Here is a 13,076-nt window from a genome sequence, read left to right on the forward strand (position 1 = left end):
CATGATTAAAATTGCACCATCAATTTTAGCAGCAGACTTTGCAAAGCTGGGACAAGAGGTAAAAGAAGTAGAAGCAGCAGGAGCCGAATTGATTCATATCGATGTTATGGACGGCCATTTTGTGCCGAATATTTCATTTGGTGCGATCGCATTGGAAGCAATTCGTCCTCTTTCCACATTACCGATGGACGTGCATTTAATGATTGAAAATCCGGACCAGTACATTGAACAATTTGCGAAAGCCGGCGCAGACTACATTACAGTACATGTTGAAGCATGCCGCCATTTGCACCGTACGATTCAGTTAATCCGTTCATATGGTGTGAAACCGGGTGTTGTATTAAATCCGCATACGCCGATTGAGTCGATTCAGCATATTTTGGAGGATATTGATATGGTGCTGTTTATGACGGTGAACCCAGGCTTTGGCGGGCAAAAGTTCATTGAATCGGTTGTGCCGAAAGTTGAAGCATTATCGAACATCATTAAAGAACGTGGCCTGAATATCGAAATTGAAATTGACGGCGGAATTAACGCTGAAACAATCGTACCTTGTGCAAAAGCAGGTGCAACGGTTTTTGTTGCCGGTTCAGCTATTTACAGTAAAGAAGATCGCGCAAAAGCTTTACAGGAAATCAAACAAGCAGGATTAGCGGCAATTCAGTGATTGTGGCAATCTGCTCAGGCGGCCCCGTTCACGAGGTCGCCTTTTCTTTAACACCGGATATATGGGTCGGAGTCGACCGGGGGGCATTGTATTTGGTGGATAAAGGGATACAGCCGCATAGCATTGTCGGCGATTTTGATTCCATTACAGCAGAGGAATTTGCGCGGATTTCCGAAGTTGTAGACCATGTTGAACAGTTTCAGGCGGAAAAAGATGAGACGGATACAGACTTGGCTTTGCAGAAGGCGCTTACATATGAACCGCAGGAAGTTTTTTTGACGGGTGTCACAGGCGGGCGCCTAGATCATTACGAGGCGACTCTAAGATCTGTTTTTCTTATGCAGCAGCAGTATCCTCACATTACTTTTAAAATCATTAATTCTCATAATATTATTCAATTTTTACTGCCGGGCGAACATATTTTGACAGAAGACCATTATTCCTATATATCCTTTTTCGCTTACGGGAAGACTCTTGAGAACGTTACGTTGCGTGGGGTTAAATATGAAACGACAGATGAAGTGATTGAGCAGGGGACAACGCGTTTCACAAGCAATGAAATAATAGGTACAGGGTCTATTTCATTTAGGGAAGGCATATGTTTAATGATAAAGAGTAAAGATTAAGGAGGAACAACGCTGAAAGTATATACATTCCAAATGCCTAAGTGGTTAAGCGGTGTGGCAAGAGGTTGCGTGAAGTTGTTTCGTAGAGATAAGAAAGAAAAATAAAGATCCAGGCTACAGCTCATAGCGATTTTATGGGCTGTATTTTTTTGTTAAGGAAATTATACTACCGCACTATGGATAACCTGGAAATGAGTTTTTGTCCCTGTCCAGCATGCCGCAAGGACGCGGCGTTATGCCCCCTAGTAGTTGACGGGCGCTTTTGTTCATTCTTTGCATAAAAATAGAGTACCAGCAATTGCTGGTACTCTATACGCGATTATACGCGTTCGATTTTACCTGATTTTAAAGCACGAGCAGAAACCCATACACGTTTTGGCTTACCGTCAACTAAGATACGAACTTTTTGAAGGTTAGCACCCCAAGTACGTTTGTTAGCGTTCATAGCGTGTGAACGGTTGTTGCCTGTACGAGCTTTACGGCCAGTAATTACGCATTGTTTTGGCATTGTAAAATTCCTCCTTACAGCTGAATCTGAAATCTTTATTTCAGTTCGTTATTTCACATACCATAATAATTTAACACACAGAATCAATGAGTGCAAGACATTTTGCATAACCTTTCAAGAAAAAAACCTTTACACCCCATTTTGCTTAATCGTGATTAAAAACTTCCTGGAAAAGGTAATGTACTATAGAATCTAATTATTTGGGGGATACGGTTATGAAAAAATGTATGGTCATCATAAATCCATCTTCAGGAAAAGAAAATGCGAGTGAGTATGAAAAGAAAATAATCGGACAATTACATAATTATGAAGTCGTTGTAAAAGAAACGGCAGGCGAAAAGGATGCAACACGCTTTGCGAAAATAGCATGTGACGAGCATTATGATGCGGTCATTTTAGTCGGCGGTGACGGTACATTAAATGAAGGGATCAATGGTATCGCTGAACAGCCTCACCGTCCTGTTGTTGGAATTGTTCCATTAGGCACAGTCAATGATTTTGCAAGGGCATTGGACATTTCTCTTGATCCGGACGAGGCAATAGCTTTACTGGGCGGAAAAACTACAAAATCGGACATCGGCAAAGTGAACGATCATTATTTCACGAATGTCATCGCAATCGGAATGTTGGCAGAAGCGGTTGGCGATGTATCAGTTGAGCAAAAAACATCCCTTGGTTCGCTCGCCTATTTATTTGAAGGTGTAAAAGCAGCCATTCAAAATGAGTCTTACGAAATGGAAGTAACGGCAGATGGACAAACGTATAAAGAAAAGATGATGCTCTTCATCTGTGTGTTGACCGATTCGGTCGGAAGCTTCCGCCAAATGAATGAAGAAGCCGACAAATCAGACGGCCTCTTGCACGGATTTATTATTAAAAGTACGAACACACTACAGGTAGTGGGCACGGCTAAAAATCTGCTGACAGGCAATTATGAGAACGACGACAATATTATTAAATTCAATGCACGTGAAATGCATATTAACGCGAATGATGCACTTCCGCTGAATGTAGACGGTGATTTAATCAGCCAACTTCCGGCGAAAATCTCCATTTTGCATAATCATATCGAATTTTTCTCGAAATAAAACTAAGCGATACGTTTTATAAATGCATCTTTGTATAACAACCGGAAATTGTCGAATACTCTAATTAGAATGTGCTAAATAATTACTATAGTATGATGTTGTTCTGATTAAAAATAAAGTGGAGCTTGAAAAAGAGAAATATTAAAAAACGACTTCAGGCTAGACGTAGATGAACGTTTTCTTTTATAATCGACTTTTGTGTAGTACAATATAAATTAGTCAAATAGAGCCAAGGGGGCATTCACTATGTCAGTAGAATTAAATAACGAATTCGGTCATATTGATATATCCAATGATGTTATTGCTCAAATTGCTGGTGGAGCAGCGATTGAATGCTATGGCATTGTAGGCATGGCATCAAAACATCAAATTCGTGATGGTTTAACAGATATTTTACGAAAAGAGAATTTTGCAAAAGGTGTGCTCATCCGCCAAGAAGGTGATGACTTACATATTGATATGTACATTATTGTAAGCTATGGTACGAAAATTTCTGAAATCGCTTATCAAGTACAATCCAAAGTAAAATATACAGTAAATAAAACATTAGGTATGAGCGTTAAATCAGTTAATATTTTTGTTCAAGGCGTTCGTGTTGCGAATGTGTAAGAGGAGGAAATGAATCGAATGAAGTCTTTAGACGGAATTAAATTTGCTGAAATGGTACAAATGGGTGCACATCACCTGTACCAAAACGCAGCTTATGTAGATTCGCTAAATGTATTCCCTGTGCCGGATGGCGATACAGGGACAAATATGAATTTATCAATGACATCTGGTGCAGATGAAACAGAAGCCAATGTAAGTGCACATATCGGTAAAACAGCTCAGGCTTTATCAAAAGGCTTATTAATGGGCGCTCGCGGTAACTCAGGCGTAATTTTATCGCAGTTATTCCGCGGGTTCGGCAAAGCGATTGAAAAAGAAGCTGAAATCGATGCAAAAGGTTTAGCGAACGCATTTCAGGCCGGTGTAGATACGGCCTATAAAGCCGTTATGAAACCAGTGGAAGGGACAATCCTGACGGTTGCTCGTGAAGCGGCAGCAAAAGGTGTGGAAGTTGCTGAAACAGAAGAAGATATGATTGTCCTGATGGAAGCGTTCATCGAGGAAGCAAAACAATCATTAAACCGTACGCCGGATCTTTTACCTGTATTGAAAGAAGTGGGCGTTGTTGATAGCGGCGGACAAGGATTGCTTTTCGTTTACGAAGGATTCCTTGCTTCCATGAAAGGCGAGCCACTACCGGAAAAGAATGAATCTTCACTGGATGATTTAATAAATGCAGAACATCACCGTGTACAAGACTTCATGGACACATCTGACATTGAATTTGGCTATTGTACAGAAATCATGGTGCGTTTCGAGGAAGATAAATCACCATTTGATGAGGAGCAGTTCCGCCAAGAACTGAATCCGATGGGCGATTCATTACTCGTAATATCGGATGATGAAATTGCGAAAGTACATATACACTCGGAAACTCCAGGTGCCGTACTTGCAGCGGGTCAAAAATATGGTAGCTTAATTAAGATTAAAGTAGATAATATGCGTGAACAGCATTCTGCAATTGTCAACGATGCACCACAAGCACCTGCGAAACAGCAAAAAACAAAAGTACCATATGCGATTGTAACGATTGCAATGGGTGAAGGTGTATCCAATCTACTCCGCTCGATCGGTGCTTCTTATGTTATCGAAGGCGGACAAACGATGAACCCTTCTACAGAAGATATCGTAAAAGCGGTAAAAGAAATCGGTGCAGAACGTGTACTGATTTTACCGAACAACAAAAATATCATTATGGCGGCAGAGCAAGCAGCTGAACTTCTTGAAATTGAAGCAGCGGTTGTGCCGACAAAAACGATCCCTCAAGGAATGGCAGCTATTTTAGCGTTCAATCATGCTGAATCGGTTGAAACGAATAAAGCAAATATGACACAAGGCTTTGCGCATGTGAAGACTGGTCAAGTAACATTTGCTGTACGTGATACATCGATTGACGGTGTTGAGATCCGTAAAGATGATTATATGGCATTGGCTGAAGGTAAAATTATTTTATCGACTCCTGAAATGATGGATGCAGCGAAAAAAGTGCTTGAAGGATTGATGGATGAAGATTCGGAAATCATCACAATCATTTATGGTGAAGACGCAACAGCGGAACAAGCAGAAGAATTACAAAACTTTATTGAAGAAAATTATCCGGATGCTGAAGTGGAAATTGTTGAAGGTAAGCAATCCCTGTATCCGTTCATTTTATCTGTAGAATAAAATCAATAGTGAAAGCAGTGCATACATTCATGTATGCACTGCTTTCATTATGTTTAAGTGGACACGTCTGCGTTAACTTATGGAATTAAATCTTCAATTTGGTTATTATTCTGTTTTTACAACAAGAAGTTTGTTAATTGCAGAGAAAATGAGTACACTAGGAGTAAATGAAAGTATGAAAGAATATGGGGGGATAACTTTATGAAATTTACATCAGTTTTTGACATTATTGGACCTGTTATGATTGGTCCGTCCTCTTCACATACAGCAGGGGCAGCACGAATCGGACGTGTTGCACGCGACTTGTTTGGGCGCCAGCCGAAATGGGCGAAAATTTATTTATACGGCTCTTTTGCCGAAACATACCGCGGTCATGGTACGGATGTGGCGATTATCGGCGGGTTACTAGATTACGATACGGATGATGAACGTATTAAAACTTCTTTTGCAGAAGCAGAAAAAGCAGGCTTGCAATTTGAATTTATTCCGGAAACAGCTAATAAAGAGCATCCGAATACCGCACGTATATTAATGGGTGATGACGAATCGGAAATGAGCGTTGAAGGCATTTCAATCGGCGGCGGTAAAATTGAAATCAGTGAAGTGAATGGATTTAAGCTGCGTCTGACAGGCGGGATGCCGGCAATTTTAGTTGTGCATGATGACCGTGCAGGCTGTATTGCGAACGTGGCGAACTGTCTAGCCATGCATGATGTCAATATTGGACATATGGAAGTGTCGCGTATTGAACGTGGTTTAACCGCTTTAATGGTAATTGAAGTCGATCAAAACATCGATCAGCGTCTGTTGGAGCAGATTTCATATATTCCACATATTACGAAAGTATCGAAAATTAATAACTAAGGAGTGACCAATATGGATGTTTTATTCCGCAGTGTTCGTGAGCTGGTGGAGTTGGCCGAAAGAGAAGGAAAGCTTATTTCCGAATTGATGATTGAGCAGGAAATGTTGATTACAGGTCGCTCGCGTGAAGAAATTTTTAAACAAATGGACCGTAACTTAACGATTATGGAAGAAGCGGTTGAGCGCGGCTTAAAAGGTGTACAATCCGTAACAGGTTTAACGGGCGGCGATGCTGTCCTCATTCAAAATTATATTAAAAAAGGCAATACATTAACCGGTGATCTTTTACTTGATGCTGTCAGCAAAGCTGTTGCGACAAATGAAGTAAATGCGGCAATGGGGACAATTTGTGCGACACCTACTGCAGGTTCGGCGGGAGTTGTTCCGGGAACGTTATTTGCAGTGAAAAATAAGTTGAATCCGACACGTGAACAGATGATCCGTTATTTATTCACATCGGGAGCATTTGGTTTTATCGTTGCGAACAATGCTTCCATTTCAGGTGCGGAAGGCGGCTGTCAGGCAGAAGTTGGCAGTGCATCGGCAATGGCCGCTGCAGCAATTGTGGAAATGGCTGGCGGAACAGCACAGCAAAGTTCGGAAGCATTTGCGATCACATTGAAAAATATGCTCGGCTTAGTATGTGACCCGGTTGCAGGGCTAGTGGAAGTACCTTGTGTTAAACGTAATGCAATGGGGGCATCCAACTCATTAGTCGCAGCAGATATGGCATTGGCTGGTGTGACAAGCCGTATTCCGTGTGATGAGGTAATCGGCGCAATGTACCGCATCGGTCAGGCAATGAGCCCGAACTTGAAAGAAACAGCTCGTGGCGGTTTAGCCGCAACACCAACAGGCAAAGCCATTACCCATGCAATCTTTGAAGGCGGAGACCTGAAAAGCCTGCTTAAATCACGTGTAGGCAGTAACTAACGTCTGTTTATGATAATAAAAATTTAATTTGAGATAAAAATTGAGCACAAATTTTTGTGTTCTTTTTTTAGTTTATGAGAGAACATATGCACCCATTTTATGATATTGTTAAACTATATAAAACTCGTAAAGGAAGTGTCGACAATGATTCATGAGCCAGTTTCACAATTAAAGGGAATCGGAAAAGAAACAGCCGAAAATTTAATGAAAATTGGCATCGAGACAATCCATGACTTGATTTGGACATTTCCATACCGCCATGAAGATTTTCGATTAAAAGATCTGACCGAAACACCGCATAATGAACGTGTGACGATTGAAGCACGTGTCGAAAGTGAACCGACCGTATTATTTTTAGGGAAAAACAAATCCCGCCTGCAATTTACAGCCCTTGCAGGAAGACATTTAATTAAAGTCGTGTTTTTCAATCAGAATTATTTGCGGCAAAAAATTTCAACTGGCGGCATCATTACGGTAACCGGGAAATGGGATCGCGGACGTCAAGTAATTGTCGGATCGTCCGTGACATTCGGACCAAAAACAGAACAAGTCGATTTTGAGCCTGTCTATAGTTTAAAGGGGAATATTCAGCAAAAGCGTTTCCGTAAATATATGCGCCAGGCGCTGGATACTGTAAAGGACCAACTGCCTGAAACATTGCCGAATTTTCTGCGTGAAAACTACCAGCTGGTCAATATTCAAGAAGCACTTGAAGGGGTGCATTTTCCGCAAAGTGCAGACCATGCCAAACAGGCGCGACGCCGCTTCGTATACGAGGAGTTACTGCAGTTCCAGCTCCGTATTCAAGCATTGAGAAAAGCGAATAAGGAAAATGAAAAAGGGATTTCCGTCCGCTTTGATCTGGAAAAATTAAAGGAATTTATTGCAACTTTACCTTATGAGCTTACAGGTGCACAAAAGCGGGTTGTCAATGAAATTTGCAAGGATTTACTGCTGCCGCAACGTATGAACCGTCTGCTTCAGGGAGATGTTGGTTCAGGGAAGACGGTCGTGGCGGCAATCGGCCTGTATGCAGCTGTAACGGCAGGGTATCAAGGGGCTTTAATGGCACCGACCGAAATTTTAGCAGAACAGCATGCAGAAAACTTGCATATGTGGTTTGATCCGATCGGCGTCAAGATCGCTCTATTATCGGGCTCCACAAAAACAAAGGCGCGCCGTGAATTGTTGGCGCAGCTCGCAGGAGGAGAAATCGATATTCTCATTGGGACACATGCACTCATTCAGCCGGATGTTGAATTCAGGAAGTTAGGATTCGTCATTACGGACGAACAGCATCGTTTTGGTGTTGAACAGCGTCGTGTACTGCGTGAAAAAGGCGAAAATCCGGATGTGCTTTTCATGACCGCAACGCCTATTCCGCGTACATTGGCCATTACGGCTTTTGGCGAGATGGATGTTTCGATTATTGATGAATTGCCTGCCGGACGGAAAGAAATTGAAACACATTGGCTGAAAAAAGAACAGCTGAACAGCGTGCTGATGCGTATGACCCAAGAACTTGAAGCGGGTCGACAAGCGTATGTCATTGCTCCGTTAATCGAGGAGTCCGACAAGTTGGATGTACAAAATGCAGTGGAAGCTTATGAACAGTTGAAGGCGTATTTCGGCAACCGTTTTGAAATCGGTCTGATGCATGGTCGACTGCATTCGGACGAAAAGGATGCGGTCATGCGTGCATTTAGTGATGGGGAAATTCATGTACTTGTATCGACAACTGTTGTCGAAGTTGGGGTAAACGTACCGAACGCGACATTCATGACAATTTATGGTGCCGAGCGTTTTGGTTTAGCACAGCTTCACCAGCTGCGCGGTCGTGTCGGCCGTGGTGAACATCAATCGTATTGTGTACTGATTGCGGACCCGAAAACAGATGAAGGAAAAGAACGTATGATGAGTATGACCGAGACGAATGACGGTTTCCGCCTGGCTGAAAAAGATTTGGAGCTGCGCGGATCCGGGGATTTCTTCGGGAAACGACAAAGCGGATTGCCGGAATTTAAATTAGCCGATCTTGTCCATGATTACAGGGCACTTGAAACAGCTAGACAGGATGCCGAGAAAATGCTCTATGATGAAGCATTCTGGCAAGATCCCGAATATGAATTTTTGCGGGAAGATTTAACGGCCTCTGGTGTTCTGCAAGGAGAACGAATCGATTAAACGATTAGATTCTGTAATTGGTGGGAAACTATTTAGGCTACTTAAAAATGGTGAAAAGAGGTTATAAGATGGGAAACATGTATCCGTATTTCGTGCTAAATGGACAGGCAAAAGAGGCAGTGGTGTTATACGCAGAACTGTTTAATGCCAAAAGTGTAACGATTTCAACATTTGGAGAATTACCGCCAAATCCTGAACACCCCATTCCGCCAGAAGCGAAAGATTTGGTCATGAATGCACAAATTGAACTGCAGGAAGGTCAAATGATGTTTTCCGATACGTATCCGGGCTCTCCGCAAGTGACGGTAGGGGACAATATCAGCATTGCCTATACGTCAAAGGACGAGCAGGAAATCCGATTTATTTTCGATGGTTTAAGAGATGGCGGAAAGGTCGTAATGGAGTTGCAGGAAACCTTTTGGAGCAAGTGCTATGGGCAAGTAACAGATAAGTTTGGTGTGCTGTGGCAGCTAAGCCTTGAGGAATAAGATTTCAGGAACGCAACAAAAAGTTGTTGCGTTCTTTTTTTTATACATGTATATTGATATTAGTACCAAGTGCTAATACTAATCTTTTAGAAAATTAAAGGTAGGTAACAAATACGATGAAGCGTTCCAAAAAAGAGCGACAGTCGTTATTGACTGAACAGATCGCAGACAATCCTTTCGTGACAGATGAACAATTAGCAGCTGAATTTAATGTGAGCGTTCAAACAATTCGATTGGATCGCATGGAACTCGCTATTCCGGAATTGCGTGAACGTATTAAGGATGTTGCTGCTAAGAAATATGATGAAGTAAAATCGTTGCCACTTGATGAGGTCATCGGTGAAATTATTGATATAGAGCTGGATAATCGGGCAATTTCAATATTTGATGTTGGAGAAGAACATGTTTTCCAGCGCAACGGCATAGCGCGCGGTCACCATTTATTTGCACAGGCCAATTCTTTGGCGGTTGCTGTGATTGATGACGAGCTTGCCCTTACTGTAAAATCAAATGTTGCTTTCGTGAAGCCGGTTCGTGCAGGCGATCGTGTCGTAACGAAGGCAATTGTAAAAGGTGAAAACCCTCATAAAAACCGTACATTTATCGAAGTGACTTCTTCTGTTGATAATGAAATAGTTTTCAAGGGAGAGTTTGAAATGTATCGGATGAAAGGTGAAGAAACAACATGAAAATAGCAGTAGATGGTATGGGCGGAGATAACGCACCACAGGCAATCGTAGAAGGTGTTTATATTGCGCTTGAAGATTTTCCGCAATTAACGATTGACTTATATGGCGATGAACAGAAGATGGCACCGTATTTAAAAAATCACGATCGCCTAACAGTTGTTCATTGCAGTGAAGTTGTTGAGGCAGAGGATGACCCGGCACGCGCAGTACGCCGCAAAAAGGATTCTTCAATGGCTCGTATGCTGGATGCCGTTGCTGAAGGAAAGGCGGACGCTTGTTTATCGGCAGGGAATACGGGTGCTTTAATGGCGGGCGGACTTTTCAAAGTAGGGCGAATTGATGGGGTAGCACGTCCCGCATTGGCAACAACATTACCGACGATGAATGGTGATGGCTTCCTTATGCTTGATTTAGGGGCGAATGCCGATGCAAAACCTGAAAACTTACTACAGTACGCCATTATGGGTGATATTTATGTGAAGCAGGTACGCGGTCAAAAAGCGCCTCGTATTGGACTGTTAAACATCGGAACTGAAGATAAAAAAGGTAATGAATTAACGAAAGCGGCATTCACAATGCTGAAAGAAGCGGATTTTAACTTTGAAGGCAACGTGGAGGCACGTGAATTATTGAATGGGGTAGCTGATGTTGTCGTAACGGACGGGTTTACAGGCAATATGGTGCTGAAAACGATTGAAGGTACGGCAGGCACGGTTTTCAAAATGCTGAAAGATGCGTTATTTGCCACAACAAAAACAAAAATTGCTGCTGCATTAGTAAAAAATGACTTAAAACAGTTAAAAGATAAAATGGATTATACAGAATACGGTGGGGCGGCTTTATTCGGCCTGAAAGCACCTGTTATTAAAGCACATGGTTCTTCGAATGCACGTGCGATTTACAGTGCAATCCGCCAAGCGACAATTATGGTAGAGCATAAAGTATGCGAGACGATTGCCGAAAAAATCGAGCAATTGCCAAAGCCGGAATAAGCTTTTTTACAAAGGGGATTATCAAATGACAAAAATTGCTTTTATTTTTCCAGGACAAGGTTCACAAACTGTAGGGATGGGTGCGGAGTTTGTTGCGAATGATGAAGTAAGCAAACAGTATTATGAACGTGCAGATGAAGTGTTGAACCTTCCATTGACGGACTATATGTTGAACGGTCCACAGGAAACATTAACACTGACATACCATGCTCAGCCGGCATTATTGACATCAGGGGTGATGATCGCAAATAAGCTGATTGAAGCTGGTATTGCACCGCATTATACTGCGGGACATTCATTAGGAGAGTACAGTGCATTTGTCATTTCAGGAGTAATTGATTTTGAAGATGCAGTTCAAACGGTTCATAGACGGGGTGTATTTATGGACGAGGCAGTACCTGCAGGTCAAGGAGCAATGGCAGCTATATTGGCGTTGGATGGAGAAAAGCTAGATGCCATTTGCCAACAAGTATCCGCTGAAGGAGAAGTCGTTCAAGTAGCGAACTTCAACTGTCCTGGCCAAATTGTGATTTCAGGGACGAAACAGGGTGTTGACGAAGCATGTAAAAGAGCGAAGGAAGCAGGAGCAAAACGAGCTTTACCATTAGTTGTAAGCGGTCCTTTCCATAGTTCATTAATGCAGAAAGCGGCACATAATTTAAAAAATACGGTAGCCAATCTACCATTACAGGAACCGAAAATTCCGGTAGTGAGCAATGTGACTTCAGAGCTTTTAACAACGGTTGAAGCGATTAAAGAAGAAATGGTTGCACAAGTTACTAGCTCCGTACAATGGCAGCAAAACATTGAAAAGCTTATTGCTGAAGGGGTAACGGTCTTTATCGAATGCGGACCTGGAAAAGTATTATCAGGCTTAGTGAAAAAAATCGACCGCAATGTACAGACATACTGTGTATATGATGAGGCGAGTCTGACGCAAGTTGTTGAGGCATCAAAGGAGTGGAAACAATGGGTTTAACAGGGAAATGTGCTGTCGTAACAGGGGCATCCCGCGGTATCGGTCGCGCGATTGCATTACAATTGGCAAGTGAAGGTGCGAAAGTCGTTGTCAATTACAGCGGGAGCGAGCAAAAGGCACAGGAAGTCGTAGAAGAAATTAAAGCAAATGGCGGCGAAGCAATTGCCGTACAGGCGAATGTAGCAGATTCGGATTCTGTACAGAATTTGATGAAATCGGCGCTTGATACGTACGGTTCGATTGATATTTTAGTGAACAATGCGGGCATTACGCGCGATAATTTATTAATGCGTATGAAAGATGACGAATGGGATGACGTCATCAATACGAATTTAAAAGGCGTGTTCCTATGTACAAAAGCTGTAACGCGACAAATGATGAAGCAGCGTGCAGGTCGCATCATTAATATTTCTTCCATTGTTGGGGTTGCCGGAAATGCCGGACAGGCAAACTACGTAGCGGCAAAAGCAGGTGTGATCGGTCTGACGAAAACAACTGCGCAGGAGCTTGCATCACGTAATATTTTAGTCAATGCGATTGCACCAGGCTTTATTACAACGGAAATGACAGAAGGCTTACCGGAGGATTTGAAAGAAGGTATGCTTAAGCAGATTCCATTGGCAAAACTTGGTCAACCGGAAGATATCGCAAAAGCGGTCGTATTTTTCGCATCAGACAGTGCCAATTACATTACTGGTCAAACCCTGCAAATAGACGGCGGCATGGTAATGGCTTAATATGATTAAAATATAAGCTTCAGGCTGTAAATATTTATGGAAGAATT

Annotated in this window: 14 protein-coding genes; 13 read left to right on the forward strand and 1 reads right to left on the reverse strand. The window is 42.3% G+C overall.

Going from position 1 to position 13,076, the window contains the following annotated elements; genetic code table 11:
• Position 1: 1 nt before the first annotated feature.
• Together rpe and MKZ25_RS04670 are read left to right on the forward strand one after the other, a co-directional pair.
• A complete protein-coding gene (gene rpe, locus MKZ25_RS04665; protein ID WP_340800404.1) occupies positions 2–667 on the forward strand; it encodes a ribulose-phosphate 3-epimerase in 666 nt (221 codons plus the stop codon).
• On the forward strand, positions 664–1,293 hold the full coding sequence (locus MKZ25_RS04670; protein ID WP_445326852.1) for a thiamine diphosphokinase: 630 nt from the start codon (positions 664–666) through the stop codon (positions 1,291–1,293). Before rpe ends, MKZ25_RS04670 begins: the two co-directional genes overlap by 4 nt.
• Before the next feature lie 319 nt (positions 1,294–1,612).
• On the opposite strand, the gene rpmB is transcribed toward MKZ25_RS04670, so the two are convergent.
• Positions 1,613–1,801, reverse strand: a complete 189-nt coding sequence (gene rpmB / locus MKZ25_RS04675) for a 50S ribosomal protein L28 (protein ID WP_004227417.1) — start codon at positions 1,799–1,801, stop codon at positions 1,613–1,615.
• 215 nt (positions 1,802–2,016) lie between these two features.
• Between rpmB and MKZ25_RS04680 the strand changes: the two genes are divergently transcribed.
• The 11 genes from MKZ25_RS04680 to fabG all read left to right on the forward strand — a co-directional run bounded on the left by MKZ25_RS04680 (position 2,017) and on the right by fabG (position 13,029).
• Positions 2,017–2,889 (forward strand): diacylglycerol/lipid kinase family protein, encoded by an 873-nt coding sequence (locus MKZ25_RS04680; RefSeq protein ID WP_340800406.1) that lies wholly within the window; start codon positions 2,017–2,019, stop codon positions 2,887–2,889.
• Positions 2,890–3,135: 246 nt separating this feature from the next.
• On the forward strand, positions 3,136–3,498 hold the full coding sequence (locus MKZ25_RS04685) for an Asp23/Gls24 family envelope stress response protein (RefSeq protein WP_008403339.1): 363 nt from the start codon (positions 3,136–3,138) through the stop codon (positions 3,496–3,498).
• A gap of 18 nt (positions 3,499–3,516) precedes the next feature.
• A complete protein-coding gene (locus tag MKZ25_RS04690) occupies positions 3,517–5,163 on the forward strand; it encodes a DAK2 domain-containing protein (RefSeq protein WP_340800407.1) in 1,647 nt (548 codons plus the stop codon).
• A gap of 201 nt (positions 5,164–5,364) precedes the next feature.
• A complete protein-coding gene (gene sdaAB, locus MKZ25_RS04695) occupies positions 5,365–6,027 on the forward strand; it encodes an L-serine ammonia-lyase, iron-sulfur-dependent subunit beta (RefSeq protein WP_339175514.1) in 663 nt (220 codons plus the stop codon).
• A 12-nt stretch (positions 6,028–6,039) separates the two neighbouring features.
• Positions 6,040–6,960 (forward strand): L-serine ammonia-lyase, iron-sulfur-dependent, subunit alpha, encoded by a 921-nt coding sequence (gene sdaAA, locus MKZ25_RS04700; RefSeq protein WP_340800408.1) that lies wholly within the window; start codon positions 6,040–6,042, stop codon positions 6,958–6,960.
• 144 nt (positions 6,961–7,104) lie between these two features.
• Positions 7,105–9,144 carry an ATP-dependent DNA helicase RecG gene (recG, locus tag MKZ25_RS04705; protein ID WP_340800409.1) on the forward strand — a complete coding sequence of 680 codons (2,040 nt, stop codon included), beginning with the start codon at positions 7,105–7,107 and terminating at the stop codon, positions 9,142–9,144.
• 68 nt (positions 9,145–9,212) lie between these two features.
• The gene (locus MKZ25_RS04710; RefSeq protein ID WP_340800410.1) at positions 9,213–9,632 is read left to right on the forward strand and encodes a VOC family protein; all 420 of its coding nucleotides are present in this window, start codon (positions 9,213–9,215) and stop codon (positions 9,630–9,632) included.
• A 116-nt stretch (positions 9,633–9,748) separates the two neighbouring features.
• On the forward strand, positions 9,749–10,321 hold the full coding sequence (gene fapR / locus MKZ25_RS04715) for a transcription factor FapR (protein WP_340800411.1): 573 nt from the start codon (positions 9,749–9,751) through the stop codon (positions 10,319–10,321).
• A complete protein-coding gene (plsX, locus tag MKZ25_RS04720; protein WP_340800412.1) occupies positions 10,318–11,313 on the forward strand; it encodes a phosphate acyltransferase PlsX in 996 nt (331 codons plus the stop codon). Before fapR ends, plsX begins: the two co-directional genes overlap by 4 nt.
• A gap of 25 nt (positions 11,314–11,338) precedes the next feature.
• Positions 11,339–12,292: an ACP S-malonyltransferase gene (gene fabD / locus MKZ25_RS04725; protein WP_340800413.1), complete on the forward strand. Its 954-nt coding sequence runs from the start codon at positions 11,339–11,341 to the stop codon at positions 12,290–12,292.
• Positions 12,283–13,029, forward strand: a complete 747-nt coding sequence (gene fabG / locus MKZ25_RS04730; RefSeq protein WP_340800414.1) for a 3-oxoacyl-[acyl-carrier-protein] reductase — start codon at positions 12,283–12,285, stop codon at positions 13,027–13,029. Before fabD ends, fabG begins: the two co-directional genes overlap by 10 nt.
• Positions 13,030–13,076 lie beyond the last annotated feature (47 nt).

It is taken from the genome of Solibacillus sp. FSL W7-1464, assembly GCF_038004425.1.
Classification (GTDB): domain Bacteria; phylum Bacillota; class Bacilli; order Bacillales_A; family Planococcaceae; genus Solibacillus.

Excerpts from the sequence above, each read along its gene's own strand:
- rpe (WP_340800404.1), top strand. The coding sequence starts at position 2 with ATGATTAAAATTGCACCATCAATTTTAGCAGCAGACTTTGCAAAGCTG.
- rpmB (WP_004227417.1), bottom strand. The coding sequence starts at position 1,801 with ATGCCAAAACAATGCGTAATTACTGGCCGTAAAGCTCGTACAGGCAAC.
- MKZ25_RS04680 (WP_340800406.1), top strand. The coding sequence starts at position 2,017 with ATGAAAAAATGTATGGTCATCATAAATCCATCTTCAGGAAAAGAAAAT.
- MKZ25_RS04685 (WP_008403339.1), top strand. The coding sequence starts at position 3,136 with ATGTCAGTAGAATTAAATAACGAATTCGGTCATATTGATATATCCAAT.
- MKZ25_RS04690 (WP_340800407.1), top strand. The coding sequence starts at position 3,517 with ATGAAGTCTTTAGACGGAATTAAATTTGCTGAAATGGTACAAATGGGT.
- sdaAB (WP_339175514.1), top strand. The coding sequence starts at position 5,365 with ATGAAATTTACATCAGTTTTTGACATTATTGGACCTGTTATGATTGGT.
- sdaAA (WP_340800408.1), top strand. The coding sequence starts at position 6,040 with ATGGATGTTTTATTCCGCAGTGTTCGTGAGCTGGTGGAGTTGGCCGAA.
- recG (WP_340800409.1), top strand. The coding sequence starts at position 7,105 with ATGATTCATGAGCCAGTTTCACAATTAAAGGGAATCGGAAAAGAAACA.
- MKZ25_RS04710 (WP_340800410.1), top strand. The coding sequence starts at position 9,213 with ATGGGAAACATGTATCCGTATTTCGTGCTAAATGGACAGGCAAAAGAG.
- fapR (WP_340800411.1), top strand. The coding sequence starts at position 9,749 with ATGAAGCGTTCCAAAAAAGAGCGACAGTCGTTATTGACTGAACAGATC.
- plsX (WP_340800412.1), top strand. The coding sequence starts at position 10,318 with ATGAAAATAGCAGTAGATGGTATGGGCGGAGATAACGCACCACAGGCA.
- fabD (WP_340800413.1), top strand. The coding sequence starts at position 11,339 with ATGACAAAAATTGCTTTTATTTTTCCAGGACAAGGTTCACAAACTGTA.
- fabG (WP_340800414.1), top strand. The coding sequence starts at position 12,283 with ATGGGTTTAACAGGGAAATGTGCTGTCGTAACAGGGGCATCCCGCGGT.